Source organism: Paraburkholderia sabiae (assembly GCF_030412785.1).
In the GTDB taxonomy this organism is placed as follows: Bacteria; Pseudomonadota; Gammaproteobacteria; order Burkholderiales; family Burkholderiaceae; genus Paraburkholderia; species Paraburkholderia sabiae.
On record NZ_CP125295.1, the window covers coordinates 5283631 to 5302039 of the forward strand.

General features: G+C 62.5%; 17 protein-coding genes and 1 tRNA gene. 9 read left to right on the forward strand and 9 right to left on the reverse strand.

Features of this window, described 5'->3' with window-relative positions; translation table 11 throughout:
- Nucleotides 1-3 precede the first annotated feature (3 nt).
- A complete protein-coding gene (gene mdeB / locus QEN71_RS23700) occupies nucleotides 4-2727 on the reverse strand; it encodes an alpha-ketoglutarate dehydrogenase (RefSeq protein ID WP_201660128.1) in 2724 nt (907 codons plus the stop codon).
- 158 nt (nucleotides 2728-2885) lie between these two features.
- Here mdeB and QEN71_RS23705 point away from each other — a divergent pair, with 158 nt between their 5' ends.
- A complete protein-coding gene (locus QEN71_RS23705) occupies nucleotides 2886-3431 on the forward strand; it encodes an Lrp/AsnC family transcriptional regulator (RefSeq protein WP_201660125.1) in 546 nt (181 codons plus the stop codon).
- Between the two features lies 1 nt (nucleotide 3432).
- Here QEN71_RS23705 and QEN71_RS23710 read toward each other — a convergent pair whose 3' ends face one another.
- Nucleotides 3433-5070 carry an acyl-CoA synthetase gene (locus tag QEN71_RS23710; RefSeq protein ID WP_201660122.1) on the reverse strand — a complete coding sequence of 546 codons (1638 nt, stop codon included), beginning with the start codon at nucleotides 5068-5070 and terminating at the stop codon, nucleotides 3433-3435.
- 225 nt (nucleotides 5071-5295) lie between these two features.
- Here QEN71_RS23710 and QEN71_RS23715 point away from each other — a divergent pair, with 225 nt between their 5' ends.
- Entirely contained in the window at nucleotides 5296-5568 is a 273-nt protein-coding gene (locus tag QEN71_RS23715) for a hypothetical protein (RefSeq protein ID WP_201660119.1), read from the forward strand.
- A 21-nt stretch (nucleotides 5569-5589) separates the two neighbouring features.
- On the opposite strand, the gene QEN71_RS23720 is transcribed toward QEN71_RS23715, so the two are convergent.
- The gene (locus tag QEN71_RS23720) at nucleotides 5590-5967 is read right to left on the reverse strand and encodes a DUF2591 domain-containing protein (RefSeq protein ID WP_201660116.1); all 378 of its coding nucleotides are present in this window, start codon (nucleotides 5965-5967) and stop codon (nucleotides 5590-5592) included.
- A gap of 25 nt (nucleotides 5968-5992) precedes the next feature.
- Here QEN71_RS23720 and QEN71_RS23725 point away from each other — a divergent pair, with 25 nt between their 5' ends.
- Nucleotides 5993-6907 (forward strand): SGNH/GDSL hydrolase family protein, encoded by a 915-nt coding sequence (locus QEN71_RS23725; protein WP_233472120.1) that lies wholly within the window; start codon nucleotides 5993-5995, stop codon nucleotides 6905-6907.
- 26 nt (nucleotides 6908-6933) lie between these two features.
- On the opposite strand, the gene QEN71_RS23730 is transcribed toward QEN71_RS23725, so the two are convergent.
- Complete coding sequence (locus tag QEN71_RS23730) at nucleotides 6934-7221, reverse strand: PAAR domain-containing protein (RefSeq protein WP_201660113.1); 288 nt, start codon at nucleotides 7219-7221, stop codon at nucleotides 6934-6936.
- 398 nt (nucleotides 7222-7619) lie between these two features.
- On the opposite strand from QEN71_RS23730, the gene QEN71_RS23735 reads away from it, so the two are divergent.
- Together QEN71_RS23735 and QEN71_RS23740 are read left to right on the forward strand one after the other, a co-directional pair.
- Entirely contained in the window at nucleotides 7620-7805 is a 186-nt protein-coding gene (locus QEN71_RS23735) for a hypothetical protein (protein ID WP_201660110.1), read from the forward strand.
- 58 nt (nucleotides 7806-7863) lie between these two features.
- Nucleotides 7864-7954 (forward strand) — tRNA-Ser (locus tag QEN71_RS23740).
- Nucleotides 7955-8117: 163 nt separating this feature from the next.
- On the opposite strand, the gene QEN71_RS23745 is transcribed toward QEN71_RS23740, so the two are convergent.
- From QEN71_RS23745 to acs, 5 genes are all read right to left on the reverse strand, one after another.
- Nucleotides 8118-8600, reverse strand: coding sequence for a hypothetical protein (locus tag QEN71_RS23745; RefSeq protein WP_201660107.1), 483 nt, complete (start codon nucleotides 8598-8600; stop codon nucleotides 8118-8120).
- Nucleotides 8593-9351, reverse strand: a complete 759-nt coding sequence (locus tag QEN71_RS23750; RefSeq protein WP_201660104.1) for a hypothetical protein — start codon at nucleotides 9349-9351, stop codon at nucleotides 8593-8595. The genes QEN71_RS23745 and QEN71_RS23750 overlap by 8 nt, the downstream gene beginning before the upstream one ends.
- A gap of 164 nt (nucleotides 9352-9515) precedes the next feature.
- A complete protein-coding gene (locus QEN71_RS23755; protein ID WP_201660101.1) occupies nucleotides 9516-11534 on the reverse strand; it encodes a sodium:solute symporter family protein in 2019 nt (672 codons plus the stop codon).
- Entirely contained in the window at nucleotides 11531-11896 is a 366-nt protein-coding gene (locus QEN71_RS23760; protein ID WP_201660098.1) for a DUF4212 domain-containing protein, read from the reverse strand. Before QEN71_RS23760 ends, QEN71_RS23755 begins: the two co-directional genes overlap by 4 nt.
- 147 nt (nucleotides 11897-12043) lie before the next feature.
- Entirely contained in the window at nucleotides 12044-14026 is a 1983-nt protein-coding gene (gene acs, locus QEN71_RS23765; RefSeq protein WP_201660095.1) for an acetate--CoA ligase, read from the reverse strand.
- A gap of 365 nt (nucleotides 14027-14391) precedes the next feature.
- On the opposite strand from acs, the gene QEN71_RS23770 reads away from it, so the two are divergent.
- The 4 genes from QEN71_RS23770 (at nucleotide 14392) to bfr (ending at nucleotide 18361) form a co-directional block, all read left to right on the forward strand.
- A complete protein-coding gene (locus tag QEN71_RS23770; protein ID WP_201660092.1) occupies nucleotides 14392-15291 on the forward strand; it encodes a DMT family transporter in 900 nt (299 codons plus the stop codon).
- 233 nt (nucleotides 15292-15524) lie between these two features.
- Nucleotides 15525-16127, forward strand: a complete 603-nt coding sequence (locus QEN71_RS23775; protein WP_201660089.1) for a TIGR00645 family protein — start codon at nucleotides 15525-15527, stop codon at nucleotides 16125-16127.
- A gap of 60 nt (nucleotides 16128-16187) precedes the next feature.
- On the forward strand, nucleotides 16188-17711 hold the full coding sequence (locus tag QEN71_RS23780) for a fumarate hydratase (RefSeq protein ID WP_201660087.1): 1524 nt from the start codon (nucleotides 16188-16190) through the stop codon (nucleotides 17709-17711).
- A 170-nt stretch (nucleotides 17712-17881) separates the two neighbouring features.
- Nucleotides 17882-18361: a bacterioferritin gene (gene bfr, locus QEN71_RS23785; protein WP_201660083.1), complete on the forward strand. Its 480-nt coding sequence runs from the start codon at nucleotides 17882-17884 to the stop codon at nucleotides 18359-18361.
- Nucleotides 18362-18409: the final 48 nt, after the last annotated feature.

An 18409-nucleotide genomic window follows, 5' to 3' on the forward strand; every position in this document is an offset into this window, starting at 1 on the left:
ACGTCACTTCTCCCAGGGCGTGCTGTTGTCCGTGGCGCGCTTGGCGTATCGATCGAGTGCTTGCCTGACGATGTCACGCGCAATGGCGCCGTCATCGGCAAGCGCCTTCAACGCGGCAATCGCAATCGACCCGCGATCCACTTCGAAAAACGCCCGCAGCGCGGCACGGGTATCGCTGCGCCCGAAGCCATCGGTGCCGAGCGTCACGTAGCGGCGCGGCACATACGCGCGGATCAGTTCGGGCACGGCGCGCACGTAGTCGGTTGCGGCAATCACCGGGCCATTCGTCGCTGAGAAAACAGACGTCACATAGGGCGTGGTGCTTTCATCGTCGGAGAGGCGCTCTGCACGTTCCGCTGCAACGCCGTCGCGATGCAGTTCGGTGAAGCTCGTCACGCTCCACACCGACGCTTCGATGTTCCAGTCTTCCTTGAGCATGCGCGCCGCCGCCTGCACTTCGCCGAGAATCGCGCCCGAGCCGAGCAACTGCACGTGCGCCGTTGCGAGCGATGCGTCATCGAGCGGATACATGCCCTTGAGCACGCCCTCGCGAATCTTGTCGACAGACACGGCAGCAGGCAACGAAGGCTGCGCGTAGTTCTCGTTGGTGACGGTCATGTAGTAGAACACGTCACGCTGACGTTCGATCATCTCCTGCATGCCTTCATCGACGATCATCGCGACTTCGTACGCGAACGCGGGATCGTACGCGCGGCAGTTCGGCACCGTCGATGCCACCAGATGACTCGTGCCGTCCTGATGTTGCAGGCCTTCGCCGCCGAGCGTCGTCTTGCCTGCCGTCGCGCCGATCAGGAAGCCTCGCGCGCGCTGGTCGGCGGCCGCCCAGATCAGATCGCCGATACGCTGGAAGCCGAACATCGAGTAGTAGATGTAGAACGGCAGCATGGGCAGATCGTGCACGCTGTACGACGTGGCCGCCGCGATCCACGACGACACCGCGCCCGCTTCCGAAATACCCTCTTCGAGAATCTGCCCGCCCGTGTCCTCGCGGTAGTACAGCATCGAGCCCATGTCTTCCGGCTCGTACAGCTGGCCGAGCGGCGAATAGATGCCGACCTGGCGGAACAGGTTCGCCATGCCGAAGGTGCGGGCTTCATCGGCGACGACAGGCACGACGCGCGGCCCGAGCGACGCGTCCTTCAACAGGCTACCGAGCATGCGCACGACGGCCATCGTCGTCGACATTTCCTTGCCGTTCGCGTCCAGCGCGAATTGCCCCCAGGATGGCAGCGCGGGCACGGTCGGTGTCTGCGATGCCGCTTTCCGCCTTCTGGGCAGATAGCCTCCGAGGGCAGCCCGGCGCGCATGCAGGTACTGCATTTCCGGGCTGTTTTGGGCAGGCTTGTAGAACTTGAGCTGCTCGACGTCTTCATCCGACAACGGCAAGCGGAAGCGGTCACGAAACGCCTTCAGTTGCTCGACGTCGAGCTTCTTCTGCTGATGCGTCGTCATGCGCCCCTGACCGATCGAGCCCATGCCGAAGCCCTTCATCGTCTTCGCGAGAATCACGGTCGGCTGGCCGTCGTGCTTCAGCGCGCGGTCGTACGCCGCGTGCAGCTTGCGCACGTCGTGGCCGCCGCGCCGCAAGCGGTCGATGTCGTCGTTGCTCAGATGCGCGGCGAGCGCGGCCAGCTCCGGGTTTTGTCCGAAGAAGCGCTCGCGGTTGTACGCGCCGTCGTTGGCCGAGAAGGTCTGGAACTGGCCGTCGACGGTATGCGCAAACGCGCGCAGCAACGCGCCCGTGCGGTCGCGTGCGAACAGCGCATCCCAGTCCGAGCCCCACAGCACCTTGATCACATTCCAGCCGGCGCCCGTGAACTGCGCTTCGAGTTCGTCGATGATGCGGCCGTTGCTGCGCACAGGACCATCGAGCCGCTGCAGATTGCAGTTGATAACGAACACGAGATTGTCGAGCCCTTCGCGCGCCGCCAGCGACAATGCACCGATCGATTCCGGCTCGTCCATCTCGCCGTCGCCGAAGAAGCCCCACACCTTGCGGCCTTCCGTCTTCAGCAGACCGCGGTTCTGCAGATAGCGCATGAAGCGCGCCTGGTAGATCGCGTTGATCGGCCCGATGCCCATCGAGCCCGTCGGGAACTGCCAGAAGTCCGGCATCAGCCACGGATGCGGATACGAACACAGGCCGGGACCTGCGATCTCGCGTCGATAGTGTTCGAGATGCGTCTCGTCGAGAAAGCCTTCGAGGAACGCGCGCGCATAGACGCCCGGCGACGAATGCGGCTGGAAATAGACGAGATCGCCGCCGTGCCCTTCAGCCGTTTGACTCGCGGCGCGGAAGAAATGATTGAAGCCGACTTCGAACAGATCGGCCGCCGATGCGTAGCTCGCGATATGACCGCCCAGTTCGCCATACGCGCGGTTCGCGCGCACGACCATCGCGAGCGCATTCCAGCGCAACGCGGCGGCGAGCTTTTCTTCGGTGTCGAGATCGCCGGGATACGGCGGCTGCTGATCGACGGAAATCGTGTTCGCGTACGGCGTGACATTCGCGCGCGCCGTCGCCACGCCATTGCCGAGCGCATGCGCCGCCAGCCGGTCGAACAGGTATTGCGCGCGCTCCAGCCCGACATGCTGGACGACGCCATCCAGCGCGGCGAGCCATTCGGCCGTCTCTTGTGGATCGCTGTCGATGCGTGCTTGCGTCAAGGCAAGCACTGGGCGGGCACCGCTCGATAAGTCCGTCATGGCGCAACTCCGGCTGAAAACGTACGTGAAAAGCGACTCGAAAACGTCCAACCAGCTTACCCATCCATCCGCAAAATGTGCGTCTCTTTTGCTTGCCTTCGCGCTTTCGGATAGTGTATTTATTCCGATAAACCGGCCCTACATGGAATGTTTACCCTATGACTTCCGAAGCCAGATCCGCCGCGGCGGCGCGGCGCCTCGACCGCATCGACATCGCGATTCTTCAGCAGCTTCAGCAGAACGCGCGCATCACGAACGCGGAGCTGGCGCGCGCCGTCAACCTGTCGCCGACACCCTGCTTCAACCGCGTGCGTGCGCTCGAAAAGCTTGGCCTGTTCCGTCAGCAGGTCACGCTGCTCGATGCCGAAGCGCTCGGGCTGCGTATCAACGTGTTCATTCAGGTAAGCCTCGAAAAGCAGGTCGAAGATGCGCTGCGGCGCTTCGAGCAGGAAGTCGGCGAACGCCCCGAGGTGATGGAGTGCTATCTGATGACGGGCGACGCCGACTATCTGCTGCGCGTCGTCGTGCCCGACATGCAGGGCCTCGAACGCTTCATCGTGCAGTGGCTCACGAAAATTCCGGGCGTGTCGAATATCCGTTCGAGCTTCGCGCTCAAGCAGGTGCGCTACAAGACGGCGTTGCCGCTGCCCGTCGCGGGACTCACGCTCGCCTCAGAGGACGATGCGCCGCGCGAATGGGCCTGAATCAGTTCGACGCAGGCGTCACGCGATCGCGCAGCTCACGGCGGATGACCTTGCCCGTCGCCGTCATCGGCAAGGCGTCGACGAAATGAATCGCGCGCGGATACTCGTGCGCGGCGAGATGCGTCTTCACGTGCTGCTGCAGCGTCTGCACGAGCGCGTCGTTCGCCTCATGGCCGGGATTCAGCACGACGAACGCAGTGACGATCTCCGTGCGCTGCGCGTCGGGCGCACCGACCACGGCCGCCATGCGAACGGCAGGATGCCGCAGCAGGCAATCCTCGATGGGCGCCGGGCCGATCCGGTAACCCGCGCTCGTAATCACGTCGTCGTCGCGACCGACGAAGCGAATGAAACCGTCCGCGTCCATCAAACCCATGTCGCCCGTCAGCAGCCAGTCGCCGCGAAACTTGTCGCGCGTCGCGGCTTCATTGCGCCAGTAGCCGAGGAACATCACCGGGTCGGGCGCGTGGATCGCGATGTTGCCTGGCTCGCCGCGCGGCACGGTGTGTCCTGTGTCATCGACGATCGCCACGCGATGGCCCGGCACGACCTTGCCGATCGAACCGAAGCACGGCTCGAACAGCGTCGCGCACGACGACACGACCACGTTGCACTCCGTCTGCCCGTAGAACTCGTTGATCGTCACGCCGAGCGCGCGCCGTCCCCATTCGATCAGTTCCGCCCCGAGCGATTCGCCGCCGCTTGCCACTGCGCGCAGCGACAGCTTCCAGCGCTCCGGATGCTCGACGACGCGCATCATCTTGAGCGCAGTCGGCGGCAGGAACGCATGCGTGACGGCGTGACGCTGCATCAGATCGAACGCGGCCTCGCCGTCGAACTTTTCGAAACGCCTCGCCAGCACGGTCACGCCGTGATGCCACGCGGGCAGCAGCACATCGAAGAGGCCGCCGATCCACGCCCAGTCGGCGGGTGTCCACATCAGATGCGCGGCGTTGGGAAAGAACGCCTGCGGCATTTCCACACCGGGCAGATGGCCGAGCAACACGCGATGCGCGTGCAATGCGCCCTTCGGCTTGCCCGTCGTGCCGGACGTGTAGATGATGACGGCGGGATCGTCGGCGGAGGTGGGTTCTGCGTCGAAGGCAGCGGGCGCATCGTTCAACGCGGACCAGAACGATTCGACCTGCAACGCGCTGTCCGGAGCATCGATATCGACGCAGAAGATCGTGCGCAACTCGGGAAGACTCGCGCGCACCGAAGCGATTTTTTGCGCGCCGCCCAGGTCCGTGACGAGCGCGACAGCGCCGCTGTCGGACAGACGATATTCGAGCGCATCGGGACCGAACAGCGCGAAGAGCGGCACGGCGATCGCGCCGCACTTGTAGACGGCGAGATGCGCGAGCGCCGTCTCCACCGATTGCGCGAGAAAGATGCCGACGCGATCGCCCTTCTTCACGCCGCTCTTGCGCAGCGCATTGGCGAAGCGGTCCGACATCGACTTGAGGTCGTCGAAGGTATAACGCGTCGCCTCGCCTTCACGCGTCTCGCAGATCAGCGCAAGACGGCCGCTGCCGTCGGCCCACTTGTCGCAGGCATCGACGCCGATGTTGTAGTGCGGCGGAATGCGCCATTCAAACGCGGCGACGAGGCTGTCGTAGGTATCGGCGGCGGGAAGCATCCGTGTCTCCTTGTCTTTTTGTATGTGCTGCCTGTCATGCTACTCCGCCGACCACGCCATCGGCGCTCCCGGAAGTCCCTGACAAGCCGTCCGCGCATCGGAAAGGGTAATGTAATGCCTCGGCGTGCGCCGGCCAGCAGCCGCGCCACGCCAAACCCCGCTAGCGTTTTTTCCAGTTGCCGTTGCGGCCCTCGCCCGCGACAATGCCCCAACTGTGGGAGGAATATGAAGAAGTGCATTCTGCTTGCCGGAATCGGCGTGCTCGCCGCCTGCACGGCGGTGTCGGGCGTAGACAGGAAGCAGAACGGCTACCTCTCGGTCACGAGCCGCGGACGCACCACCTTCGCGTCGTGGAACAGCATCCGCAACGCGGGGGTCAAGCACGCGAACGCGTATTGCCGCGACCAGCAAAAGCAGATGCACACCGTCGAGATTCATACGAACGGTGTGCGCAGCGCAGGCAACCAGACGGTCGAAGTGGTATTCGAATGCTTTTAATGTGATGCCGGACGGCGGCGTTCAGTGCGCTTCGACGTCGGCTTCGTCGGCGACCGTATCGCCGAAACGGCTCGCGACGAACGCGCGCATCGCGGCGATCAGCGCCGTGGCGCCGGCCTGTTCGATGGTGCCCGCGCCGGCGGGAACGGAGCCCGTCCATGATGCATGATCGCCTGCCGCGGCCGGCAGCAGATGGATTCTCGCCCGTTCGATGATCGGGCCGCATTGCGCCCAGTCCGACGACGGCGCGAAGGCCGCGTCGAGCGCGCGGGCGGGATCGCCGTCGCAAGCGGCCTCTTCGATCCAGCAGAAGCCGTCGTCGACGTGCGGCTTCGGCAGATTGTCCGCTCGTGCAACCCAGTAATCGAGTAACGCGCCTTCCAGATCTGAAACTCTCATCTCTGCTCCTCGTGGAGATCGGTGTGTGCCGAACGCAGCACTGATTGTGCATCAAGTTCGTGTTGCACTTTATGACGTGCTCGTCGGCGTCATTTATGGCGTGGTATCTGTCGTGAGCGATGGCGCCGCGCGTGTCGTGCGCGGCGTGTTCCGTCAACTGAATGGACACGGGGCATCCATGACTTTCCACTTCCAGCACATTGCGCGCCGCGCCGCCTGCCGGCCGCTGTTCGTGGCACTGATCGGCAGCCTTGCGACGGCGAGCGCAGCGCACGCCGCGCCCCACATGTCGGGAAATGCGATGGCAATCCCGCACAGGCTGATTATCATCGATGCGCAAGGCGACTCCACGATGTGGGGCTATCAGACGTCGAGCGGCTTCACGAAGTCCTGGCAATCGCCGAACAATCCGCCCGCGTTGCTTCAGGCTGCGTTGCAGGCGCGCTTCGGCGCGCATGTGATCGTGCAGAACAACAGCGTGCCGGGCGCGACGCTCGTCGATCGAGAGCGAGGCATGCATGGTTATGGACAACCGTACTCGCGCTGGGTGACGACGTCGCCCGCGCATATCGTGATCGTCAACTTCGCGCTCAACGACGCCGACAATCACGTGAAGGAACCGCCCGCGGCGTTTCGCGCGCAACTGATGCGCTTCATCGAGGAGTCGCGCAGCGCGGGACGCATCGTCGTGCTCGAAGAACCCAATCCCGTCGATTACGCGCTGAACAGGACGGTCGTGCCGCAATACGTGGCCGTCGTCGATGAACTGGCGAAACGCTATGGGCTCGCACTCGTGCGGCAGTATGCGCCGATCGGTGCGCGGCGCGACTGGCGTTCGCTGCTGATCGACGGCGTTCATCCGACCGATACGCTTTATAAGCTCAAGGCCGAGCGGCAACGCGAGGTGATCGAGCCGATCGTGGCGAAGCTGATCGGGTAGTCAATGCGGCGTTGGGCGCCGCATGCTCATTCGCCCACTGAAAACGTCTGTTGCGAAGCGACCAGCTTCGGATGCGGCTCGCATCCGCAGATGCACAGATCGTCGCTCAACGCAGCGTGCCGGCCGTCGGGCGCCGTCATCACCTCGCGCGGACCGTCGCACTGGATCTTGCCCGTCGTCTTGCACGCGGGACACATCACGTTGTCGCCTTCATGCGCGACGTCGCGCCCTGCGAGTTGAATCGTGGTGGACACGGCTTGCACCGTGCCGTTCGCCGTCGTCGTGTCGCCGTTCAGGATCAGATAGCGCTTCATGATGTGCTCGCCGGTTGAATTCGCGGATTCTACAAAAGATCGGTGAATTAACCAATCGAGCGGATTTAAACGTCGTTTAAACCGCTTTCTTTATGCAATGGGCATTCGTTTAGTCGTTTGGTTGATTGCTCTTTTAGTGTCTTTGGGAAGTTGCAATCGATGAGCGCTCGCGAGGTCTCGTCTGCCGTTGATCCTTTTTGACATCGTGGATTCGTGCTCTCCATAGAATCGCGCGCTGGCTGAGGTCGTCGTGACTTCAGCATCGAATCATCGCAGTCCAGCGGTAATCAGGAGCACGGTTTTTCATGCAGGAACGCAGGGATGGTCGCGGTACGAAATTGATCGCGAGGAAAATCTTTAATCGCATGCCGATGCCATGTGTAAAGGGATTACTCGCGATGATGTTCGTCTGGGTGATCGGCGTCGAACTCGTCGCGTGGTGGTGCCTCGACATGAGCGCGCTCGGCGGCATGGAATTCTGGCCCGTCGTGCTGTGGGGCGTGACGCCCTTCTCGATGCTTGCGGGCGCGTTGGTCGACTGTCTCGTGCGTACTGAGCGGTTCGGGAAGCGCGGCAATTCCTGAGGCTTCAGAAAGCAAACTGGCATGGGCGCCAGAGTCCTGCTATAATGCGCCTCCCGCCGGAGAGATGGATGAGCGGTTTAAGTCGCACGCCTGGAAAGCGTGTATAGGTTAATAGCCTATCGGGGGTTCGAATCCCCCTCTCTCCGCCACCCCGCCTTTTTTGAACCGCCTGAATCAATCGGGTTCAATCGCCAAAAACCTTCCCAGCAACCTCCCAGCCGGTTCAGCGCAAACGGATTGTCGGTGTGCCTCCATCTTCGCGTCTGTCCGCGTTTGCGTCCAACGAACGTACCGTTGCTTGCGTTCTGCGACTCACGATAGTGACCACGGATCGACCTTGCCGCCTTCGATCACGAAATGCTTTGCCTCACTTTCAGGTGCGAAGAACCGCCAGTCTTCTTCGTCCGCAACGCCGTCCGATGTCAAGACGATGCGAGCGCCAGTCGATAAGAAAATCGTCGCGCCACCTGATGTACCGGCAGAAATCCCATTAACGATAACGCGTCCCGACTCGATGAGCAATTGGCGCATTCGATTGGTAGTTCGCCTTATGGCATCGTCGGAGCTGAAATCGGCGCGTGAGGCGAACACGACGCCAGCGTTTTCGAGCTGCCAGTCGCATTGAATATGCAGCGCCCACGCGCCGCCATCAAGAGGCGTTCCGCGGCGAGTGACGTAATGTCTGATGGGGCCGAAGTGCAGCGTTAGCATGTCCGTCGCATGACTAACCACGCTAACCTCCAATCCAACAATGCTGGAAAGGCGGCAGCTAATTTCTTCTCTCGTATCAGTCATTCCGGCCTCCGAACAGATCGATCGCGCGTTCCAGAACCTCGTGGTATCCAAGTCCCTGGCCGCTTATTTCCCGGTGAAGCTCTTGCGCCTGGTCCTGGTCGAGCCCCAGGGCCCTGACGACAGCCTTGAATTGCCTGTTCTGCGCCTGGTTGCCTCGAGGCGTACCCTCTCCACCCGCCAACGCCTGAACGTCGCCCGTCACGTCGTCTGGCGCATACCCGAACGGCTGCGCGCTACCGAGATCCGTTCTGGCCGTGTCGGCGAACCCTGCAAGCGGGGTTGCAATGCGGCCATCGGGCAGCACGTCGCCGGGATTGGCATTCCATATCGAGAGCCAATCGTTCGCTGGAAGCATCGACAGAGACGGGCTGACGAACGAGCCCGCGCTCGCGATTCGCGACGCGCCCTTAAAGAGCTGGGATGGTGTGAACGTCGCAACGGGAGGCTTGGGGTTGCTGCTTCCGGCACTCCCCGTCCCTGTATAACGCGGAGGATCGGGTATCGCCACGATGTCGCCCGTCTCGATCGCACGCCTGATCTTGAACACGGCATGCGCCGGCCTCTCGCCGTCTAACCCGAGAAGGCTGCAGAATTCCTGCATCAACGCATCGTCACGGGTCCAACTGAACGCATCGGCGAGAAACGCTTTCGCGGCATCGGCGGCGCGCTGTTTGTCGGCGTCCCGCACGAAGGCATTGCGACGAAGGCGCAACGTCAGCGAACGATCCGCCAGCCTGATTTCTGTACCCACCCTTCCTCCACGCGACTGGACAGAGCGGGTATACCTAGCACAGCGCCAAATCCTTTTTGAAAAGCTTCGTCAACGTGGCGGGACAATCTGCACGCCTGCATCGTCGATCCAGTCCCGATTTGCGGAGTTATCTGCTTCCCGGCTCGCACTCCTCCCTCAACCCCTCACGGATGCCGTATATAGTCCACCAGCGCCCTTGTATAAGCATCCGGCTTCCGATCCACGAGACTCACGAGCACCGCCACCAGAAACCCCGCCGGCACGCCGAACACGCCCGAACTGATCGGCTCGATACCAAACCATCGCGGTCCGACGAAGCCCGTCAGCTGCGTGAAGAACGGATACGTCGACACGATGTACCAGATGCACACCACAAGCCCCGCCACCATGCCCGCCACTGCGCCGAGACGCGTCGTGCGCTTCCAGAACACGCCTAGAACGAGCACAGGAAAAAGACTCGACGCCGCCAGCGAAAACGCCGCGCCCACCAGAAACAGAATGTTCCCCGCATTCAGCGATGCCACATACGACGCTAACAACGCAACGCCGAGCAGCAGAATCTTCGAGATCGTCACGCGCTTCTGACTCGACGCTTCGGGATCGACCATGTGGTAGTACACATCATGCGAGAGCGCATTGGCAATCGTCAGCAGCAAACCATCGGCCGTCGATAGCGCCGCCGCCAGCGCACCCGCCGCGATCAGCCCCGACATCACGTACGGCAGCCCCGCAATCTCGGGCGCGGCGAGCACCACCATGTCGGGCTGCATCTGGATCTCGCTCCATCGCACGATGCCGTCGCCGTTCACATCTGCAATGCTGATCAGGTACGGCTCGACGCGCCGCCATTGCATCACCCATTGCGGCAGTTCGGAAAAGCGATGCCCGACGAGATTCGACAGGATCTCGTACTTGATCAGCACGGCAAGCACGGGCACGGTCAGATAGAACAGCGCGACGAAGAACAGCGTCCAGCCGACCGAGCGCCGCGCCGATGCCACCGACGTCGTCGTGTTGTAGCGCGTGAGGATGTGCGGCAGGCTCGCCGTCCCCAGCGACAGACACAGCAGCAACGATAGAAAGTTGCGCTGATGCAGCCGCCGCTCTTCTTCATTCGCGGCGGGAAACGGTTCGTGCATCGGCACGGGCGCCGCCGCGCGCTGCATCATCTCGTCGCGCTGCTGTGCCCACACGATCTGCGCCATCGCCGGATCGCGTGGAAAGCGCGCGATGCGCCGTTCGAGATCGGCGATCTCGCGCAACGGGCCGTTATGCCGCCGGAGATCGTCGAGTTGCGCGGTCAGACGGCTCTTCTCGTCGATGAACGATTGCGGCAGGCTGTCGATCTGCGTCTGGATCAACGCGGCGCGCATCCGGTAGTCGTCGCGCACGGCCTGCTCCAACGGCGCATCGCGCACGCTGCGCTCTAGCGGCTCGATGCGCTCCATCAACCGGCCATAGCTCAGTTGCGGCACCCAGCCGAGCCCGTCCTTGTGCGCGATCATCGACACGGGAATCAGGAACGCCACGATCAGGATGATGTACTGCGCGACCTGCGTCCACGTCACCGCGCGCATGCCGCCGAGAAACGAGCACACCAGAATGCCCGCGAGCCCGCAGAAGATGCCGATCGCGAAGTCGACGCCGATGAAGCGCGTCGCAATGAGCCCGACGCCCTGAATCTGCGCGACGAGATAAACGAACGAACAAAGAATCGCCGACAGCGCAGCAAGGCCGCGCACCGCGTTGCTCGAAAAGCGCGTGCCGAGAAAATCGGGAATCGTGTAGCGCGCGAGCTTGCGCACGTACGGCGCGAGCAGGAACGCGACGAGGCAGTAGCCGCCCGTCCAGCCCATCGTGTACGCGAGGCCGTCGTAGCCCGTCGCGTAGATGCTGCCCGCGAGGCCGATGAACGACGCCGCCGACAGCCAGTCCGCCGCCGTCGCCATACCGTTGAACGCGGACGGCACGCGCCGCCCCGCCACGTAGTATTCGACGAGATCGGACGTGCGCGACAGCAGGCCGATCACGGCATACACGGCAATCGGCACGAACAGGAACACGTAGCCGATCCACATGCCCGGCCCGCTCACCGCCTCGATACGCCAGAGCAGATAGATGAACGCGACAAAGCCCAGCGTGTAGAGCGAATACGAACGGATCAGCCGATGCGCGAGTTTCATCGGTCGGCGGTGCGCTCGGCGAAATCGTTCTGCGCGCTCGCTTCGAGCACGCGCTGGAGCTGCGCGTCGGCGCGCTGCATCAGCACGATGTAGACGGCGATCAGCACGAGATATACGAGAATCGCGCCCTGTGCGCCCATATAGAACGGCAGGCTGAAGCCCGCGACGCGCATCTGCACGAGACTACGCGCGATCAGCGGCACGACGAAGGACACGACGAAGCCGATCACCATCAACGTAGCGATCAACGCGATGTTAAAGCGCCAGTAGCGCGCGTGCGCGCGCGCCATCGCCTCCGTCACGGGCGGAGGTTCGGGCACGGGATTGATCGTGTGTCGCGAGGTGTGGTGTGGCGCGGCCATGCGCCTGTTTATCAAAAACGTGTTGCATCGGCAATCGGGGTTGTCCGTGCAACGATTCGCTTGTGCGCATGAAGCTCAATGAAAAGCGGCGCATCCAGACCGGATGCACCGCTTCATTCTCTTCAACGCTTTACGCGCGGCTCAAGCTCAGCGCGACTCGCCCAGCTGATCGAGAATCGCCGGATTCTCGAGCGTCGACACGTCCTGCGTGATCTCTTCGCCCTTCGCGAGCGAACGCAACAGACGCCGCATGATCTTGCCCGAACGCGTCTTCGGCAGGTTGTCGCCGAAGCGGATGTCCTTCGGTTTCGCGATCGGACCAATTTCCTTGCCGACCCAGTTGCGCAGATCCGCCGCGATCTTCGCGGCCTCTTCGCCTTCCGGACGCGCGCGCTTCAGCACGACGAACGCGCACACGGCTTCGCCCGTCGTGTCGTCGGGACGACCGACCACGGCCGCTTCCGCGACGAGCGGATTCGCGACCAGCGCCGACTCGATCTCCATCGTGCCGAGCCGGTGACCCGACACATTCAGCACGTCGTCGATACGGCCCATGATCGTGAAGTAGCCGGTTTCCTTGTCGCACACCGAGCCGTCGCCCGCCAGATAGAGCTTGCCGCCCAGTTCTTCGGGGAAGTAGCTCTTCTTGAAGCGCTCGGGGTCGCCCCAGATCGTGCGGATCATCGACGGCCATGGACGCTTGATGACAAGAATGCCGCCCTGTCCGTTCGGCACGTCCTGCCCGGTTTCATCGACGATGGCGGCCATGATGCCCGGCAGCGCCAGCGTGCACGATCCCGGCACGAGCGGCGTCGCGCCCGGCAGCGGCGTGATCATGTGACCGCCCGTTTCCGTCTGCCACCATGTATCGACGATCGGGCAACGCGAGCCGCCCACGTTCTCGTAGTACCACACCCACGCTTCGGGATTGATCGGCTCGCCGACCGTGCCGATGATGCGCAGCGACGACAGGTCGTAGCTCTTCGGATGCACCTTCGCGTCGGCTTCGGCGGCCTTGATCAGCGAACGGATCGCCGTCGGCGCCGTGTAGAACACGGTGACCTTGTGCTTCTGGATCATGTCCCAGAAGCGGCCTGCGTTCGGATACGTCGGCACGCCTTCGAACACGACCTGCGTGCCGCCGAGCGCGAGTGGGCCATACGTGATGTAGCTGTGGCCCGTGACCCAGCCGATGTCGGCCGTACACCAGAAGATGTCCGTCGGCTTCCAGTCGAAGGTCCACTTCATCGTCTGCGCGGCCCACAGCAGATAGCCGCCCGTGCTGTGCTGCACGCCCTTCGGCTTGCCCGTCGAACCCGACGTGTAGAGGATGAAAAGCGGATGTTCGGCGCCGACCCACTCGGGCGGGCATTGATCCGACTCGCTCGCGGTGATCTCGTGCATCCACAGATCGCGCTTGTCGTCCCACCCGGTCTTGCCGCCCGTGCGCCTGTAGACGATCACGCTCTTCACCGCTTCGCAGCCGCCCATCGCGAGCGCTTCGTCGGCGATGTTCTTCAGCGGCAGCGCCTTGCCGCCGCGCATCTGTTCGTCGGACGTGATCAGCGCGACGGCGCCCACATCGACGAGACGCTCGTTCAGCGACTTCGACGAGAAGCCGCCGAACACGACCGAGTGCGTCGCGCCGATGCGCGCACACGCCTGCATCGCGACGATGCCTTCGACCGACATCGGCATATAGATGACGACGCGATCGCCCTTTTTGATGCCGCGTTTCTTCAGCGCATTCGCGAAGCGCGACACGCGTTGCAGCATGTCGTTGTACGTGACGTTGGTGACGGTGCCGTCGTCGGCTTCGAAGATGATCGCGACGCGCTCGCCGTTGCCCGCTTCGACGTGCCGGTCGATGCTGTTGTACGACGCATTCAGTTCGCCATCGTCATACCACTTGTAGAAAGGCGCGTTCGATTCGTCGAGCACCTTCGTGAAGGGCTTTTTCCAGCTGAGCGTTTCGCGCGCCAGCCTGCCCCAGAAGCCTTCGTAATCGCGCTCCGCCTCGGCGACGAGCGCCTTGTACGCGTCCATGCCGGACACAGTCGCCTGCGCCGTCACTTCGGCTGAAGGCTGAAACACGCGGCGTTCCTGAAGAACCGATTCAATCGCAGACATCGACTACCCCTTGGTGAAGATGAAACGTCAATCCTTTCTGATGCGCTCGCGATGCAGGCCTTGTCAGGCGCAACGCGTCGCTCCATGTCGTGTAGTGGCGCCGCGTGTGCTGACTGCGGCGTGTCTCCCACCCTCGTGCCCACGGGCATGGGCACTCATCAACTTCGATCATTTCCCACGATAAGCGTTGCAACTTACCGCGCACTTACTGAGCGCCCACCGGCTTATAGGCGAAAACACCAGGTTTCCACGACGCGCTATCAGGTGTCATGCAGGCATGTTGCAAGGCTTGCGCCCGCATCTGGTTGTGCACCGTTGTTAGCGCCCTCTTACAATGCTAACTGAACTCGCCGCATGGATTCCAGTTGAACCGCTATTCCCTGTTCCTCATCGCCGCGATGCTGCTCGTCGGCAGCAACGTCGGTATCGGCAAATCGATTGTCGCGTTCGTTCCCGTTCCGCTCTTCGCTCTGCTGCGCTTCGTGATCGCCATGGCCGTGCTGTGGCCGCTGTTGCGCGTCGGCAAGCTGCGCCGCGTGAAAAAGGGCGAATGGCTCAATCTGTTCCTGCAGGCGCTGTTCGGCACATTCGGGTTTACGCTGCTGATGCTCAACGGCGTGCATCGAACGAGCGCCGTCGCGGCAGGCGTCATCACCAGCACGATACCCGCCGTCGTCGCGCTGTTCTCGTGGATCTTCCTCAAGGAAAAGCCCGATGGCCGCGCGCTCGCGTCCATAGCGCTCGCGATTGTCGGCGTGGTCGTGATCAATCTTGCACATGCCGATCAGAGCGCAGGCGCATCCAGCGAAAGCTCGTTTGCCGGCAACCTGATGGTGCTCGGCGCAGTCTGCTGCGAATCGCTCTACGTCATCCTGTCGCGCAGGCTCACGCAGACGCTCGCGCCCATCGACATCTGTGCATACACGCATCTGTTCGGCTTGCTGCTGATGCTGCCGCTCGGCGTGTCGTCGCTGCTCGCCTTCGATTACGCGAGCGTGCCCGCCAGCATCTGGGCGCTGGTGCTCTGGTATGGACTGTCGGCGAGCATCTTCTCGTTCTGGCTGTGGATGAAGGGCATCCGCCACGTGCCGGGCAGTCTCGCGGGCGTGTTCAGCGCGGTGCTGCCCGTCGCGGCCGCCGTCTACGGCATCGTGTTTCTCGACGAACGGCCGACGCTCGCGCACGGCGTGGCGCTTGCGTGCGTGGTCGCGGGCATCGCGCTCGCCAGCCTGAAAGCGCGGCGCGTGCCGCCCGTGGCGTCGTAGCCTGCGCGCGCCGTTGCGCCTGTTCATGCAGCCCTGCGCGGCTCGGAACGGCTGTCACGGATCACGCTGTACAATAACGCGCCCAACGCGCTCCGCCGGCCGGTTTTGTCCGCGCCGCCTGACCTTCGGTCGTTCGCTTTTCGTGTGATCCACCGTCGTCGATGCGAGCGCGCCCGTGCCCGCTGTCATTCGTCCATCGTCATCTCGAAGCGCCAATACTACGCCGACCACTCATGACCGCTCCACGCCCCGCTTCACCCGGCCAGTCACGCCGCATGCGTCTTCTGCCTTCCGTGATCTTCATGAGCCGCTGGCTGCAGGTGCCGCTCTATCTGGGCCTGATCGTCGCGCAAGGCGTCTACGTCGTGCTGTTCGCGAAGGAAGTCTGGCACCTCGTCACGCACGCAATGACGCTTGACGAAACCAACATCATGCTCGTCGTGCTCAGCCTGATCGACGTGGTGATGATCTCGAACCTGCTGATCATGGTGATCGTCGGCGGGTATGAAACGTTTGTCTCGCGCCTCGGCCTGGAAGGTCATCCCGACGAACCCGAATGGCTCGACCATGTGAACGCGGGCGTGCTGAAGGTGAAGCTGTCGATGGCGCTGATCGGCATCTCGTCGATTCACCTGCTCAAGACCTTCATCGACCCCGACAAACACTCGCAGCAGGCCGTAATGTGGCAGGTGATCATCCACGTCACGTTCCTCGTGTCGGCGCTGGTAATGGCGCTGGTCGACCGGCTGACCACGCATACGCACCCCGCGCATTTCCACGAGCCCGCTGCACACGGCAACCACACAACGATTTCCAACTCCCCTGAAGGCGCATGAGCGACTCTCGTTATCGAGCAGTCGCCATAACAAACGCCACAATGCCCCACTGAGCTAGCCATGACCGTCATCAAACAGGAAGACCTGATCCAGAGTATTGCGGACTCGCTGCAGTACATCAGCTATTACCATCCGCTCGATTACATCGAGGCGCTCGGCCGCGCGTACGAACGCGAAGAGAGCCCCGCCGCGAAGGACGCCATCGCGCAGATCCTGACGAACAGCCGCATGTGCGCGGAAGGCAAGCGCCCGATCTGCCAGGACACGGGCATCGTCACGGTGTTCGTGAAGGTCGGCATGGACGTGCGATGGGACGGCGCGACGATGGGCGTCACCGACATGATCAACGAAGGCGTGCGCCGTGGTTATCTGAACCCGGACAACGTGCTGCGCGCGTCGATCGTGTCGCCGCCCGAAGGCGGCCGCAAGAACACGAAGGACAACACGCCCGCCGTGATCCACTACGAGATCGTGCCGGGCAACACCGTTGACGTTCAGGTCGCGGCCAAGGGCGGTGGCTCGGAGAACAAGTCGAAGTTTGCGATGCTGAACCCGTCGGATTCGATCGTCGAATGGATTCTCAAGACCGTGCCGACGATGGGTGCAGGCTGGTGCCCGCCCGGCATGCTCGGCATCGGTATCGGCGGTACGGCTGAAAAGGCGATGGTCATGGCGAAGGAATCGCTGATGGACCCGATCGACATTCAGGACGTGATCGCACGCGGCCCGAAGGACTGGATCGAAGAACTGCGCGTCGAACTGCACGAGAAGGTCAACGCGCTCGGTATCGGCGCGCAAGGCCTGGGCGGTCTCGCCACCGTGCTCGACGTGAAGATCATGGCGGCACCGACGCACGCCGCGTCGAAGCCGATCGCGATCATCCCGAACTGCGCGGCCACGCGCCACGCGCACTTCACGCTCGACGGCTCGGGCGTCGCGAAGCTCACGCCGCCGCCGCTCGACGCATGGCCGAAGGTCACGTGGCAGCCGAACACGGAAACCAGCAAGCGCGTCGATCTGAACACGCTTACGCCGGAACAAGTCGCGTCGTGGACGCCGGGCCAGACGCTGCTGCTGTCGGGCAAGATGCTGACGGGCCGCGACGCCGCGCACAAGCGCATCGCCGACATGCTCGCGAAGGGCGAAAAGCTGCCCGTCGACTTCACGAACCGCGTGATCTACTACGTCGGCCCGGTCGATCCCGTCCGCGACGAAGCCGTCGGCCCGGCAGGCCCGACCACGGCGACGCGCATGGACAAGTTCACGGAAACGATGCTCGCGCAAACGGGCCTGATCTCGATGATCGGCAAGGCCGAGCGCGGTCCCGTCGCGATCGAGGCGATCAAGAAGCACAAGGCCGCGTATCTGATGGCCGTGGGCGGCGCGGCGTACCTCGTGTCGAAGGCGATCCGCAGCGCGAAGGTGCTCGCGTTCGAAGACCTCGGCATGGAAGCCATCTATGAGTTCGACGTGCAGGACATGCCCGTGACGGTCGCCGTCGATTCGAACGGCACCTCCGTTCATCAGACGGGACCGAAGGAATGGCAGGCGAAGATCGGTAAGATTCCCGTCGCGACTGCCTGAAGATTTGCTTTGTTTTAAGGAAGCCGGGACGTTATAGTCCCGGCTTTTTTTATTGTTCACGCGAATACAATTAAATTGCGTGAATGATTCTCAACAACCATATTCGTCCTTGGCTTTTGGTTTTTAGGCGTTTATTGTTGTGGGAAAACCCGCACTAACAAGGAAAGATCATGCAAGGCGATAAAAAGGTCATCGAATATCTGAACGCCCAGTTGAAGAACGAACTGACCGCGATCAATCAGTATTTTCTGCACGCGCGGATGTACAAGCACTGGGGTCTGGAGAAGCTCGGCAAGCATGAGTACGACGAATCGATCGGTGAAATGAAGCACGCCGACATGCTGATCGAGCGCATTTTCATGCTCGACGGCCTGCCGAATCTGCAAGATCTTCACAAGCTGCTGATTGGCGAAGAAACCAAGGAAATTCTCGAGTGCGATTTGAAACTCGAACAGATTTCACAGAGCACGTGTAAAGAAGCGATCGCTTATTGCGAATCGGTGCGCGATTTCATCTCGCGCGAAATCTTCACGACGATTCTCGACGACACGGAAGAACATATCGACTGGCTCGAAACGCAGATCGATCTGATCGACAAGGTCGGCATCCAGAATTACCAGCAATCGGCGATGGGTTCGCCGGAAGAATAAGACAAACCGTGAGCAGGAAGCGTCCCGAGTCCTGCTACACTTCTGCGG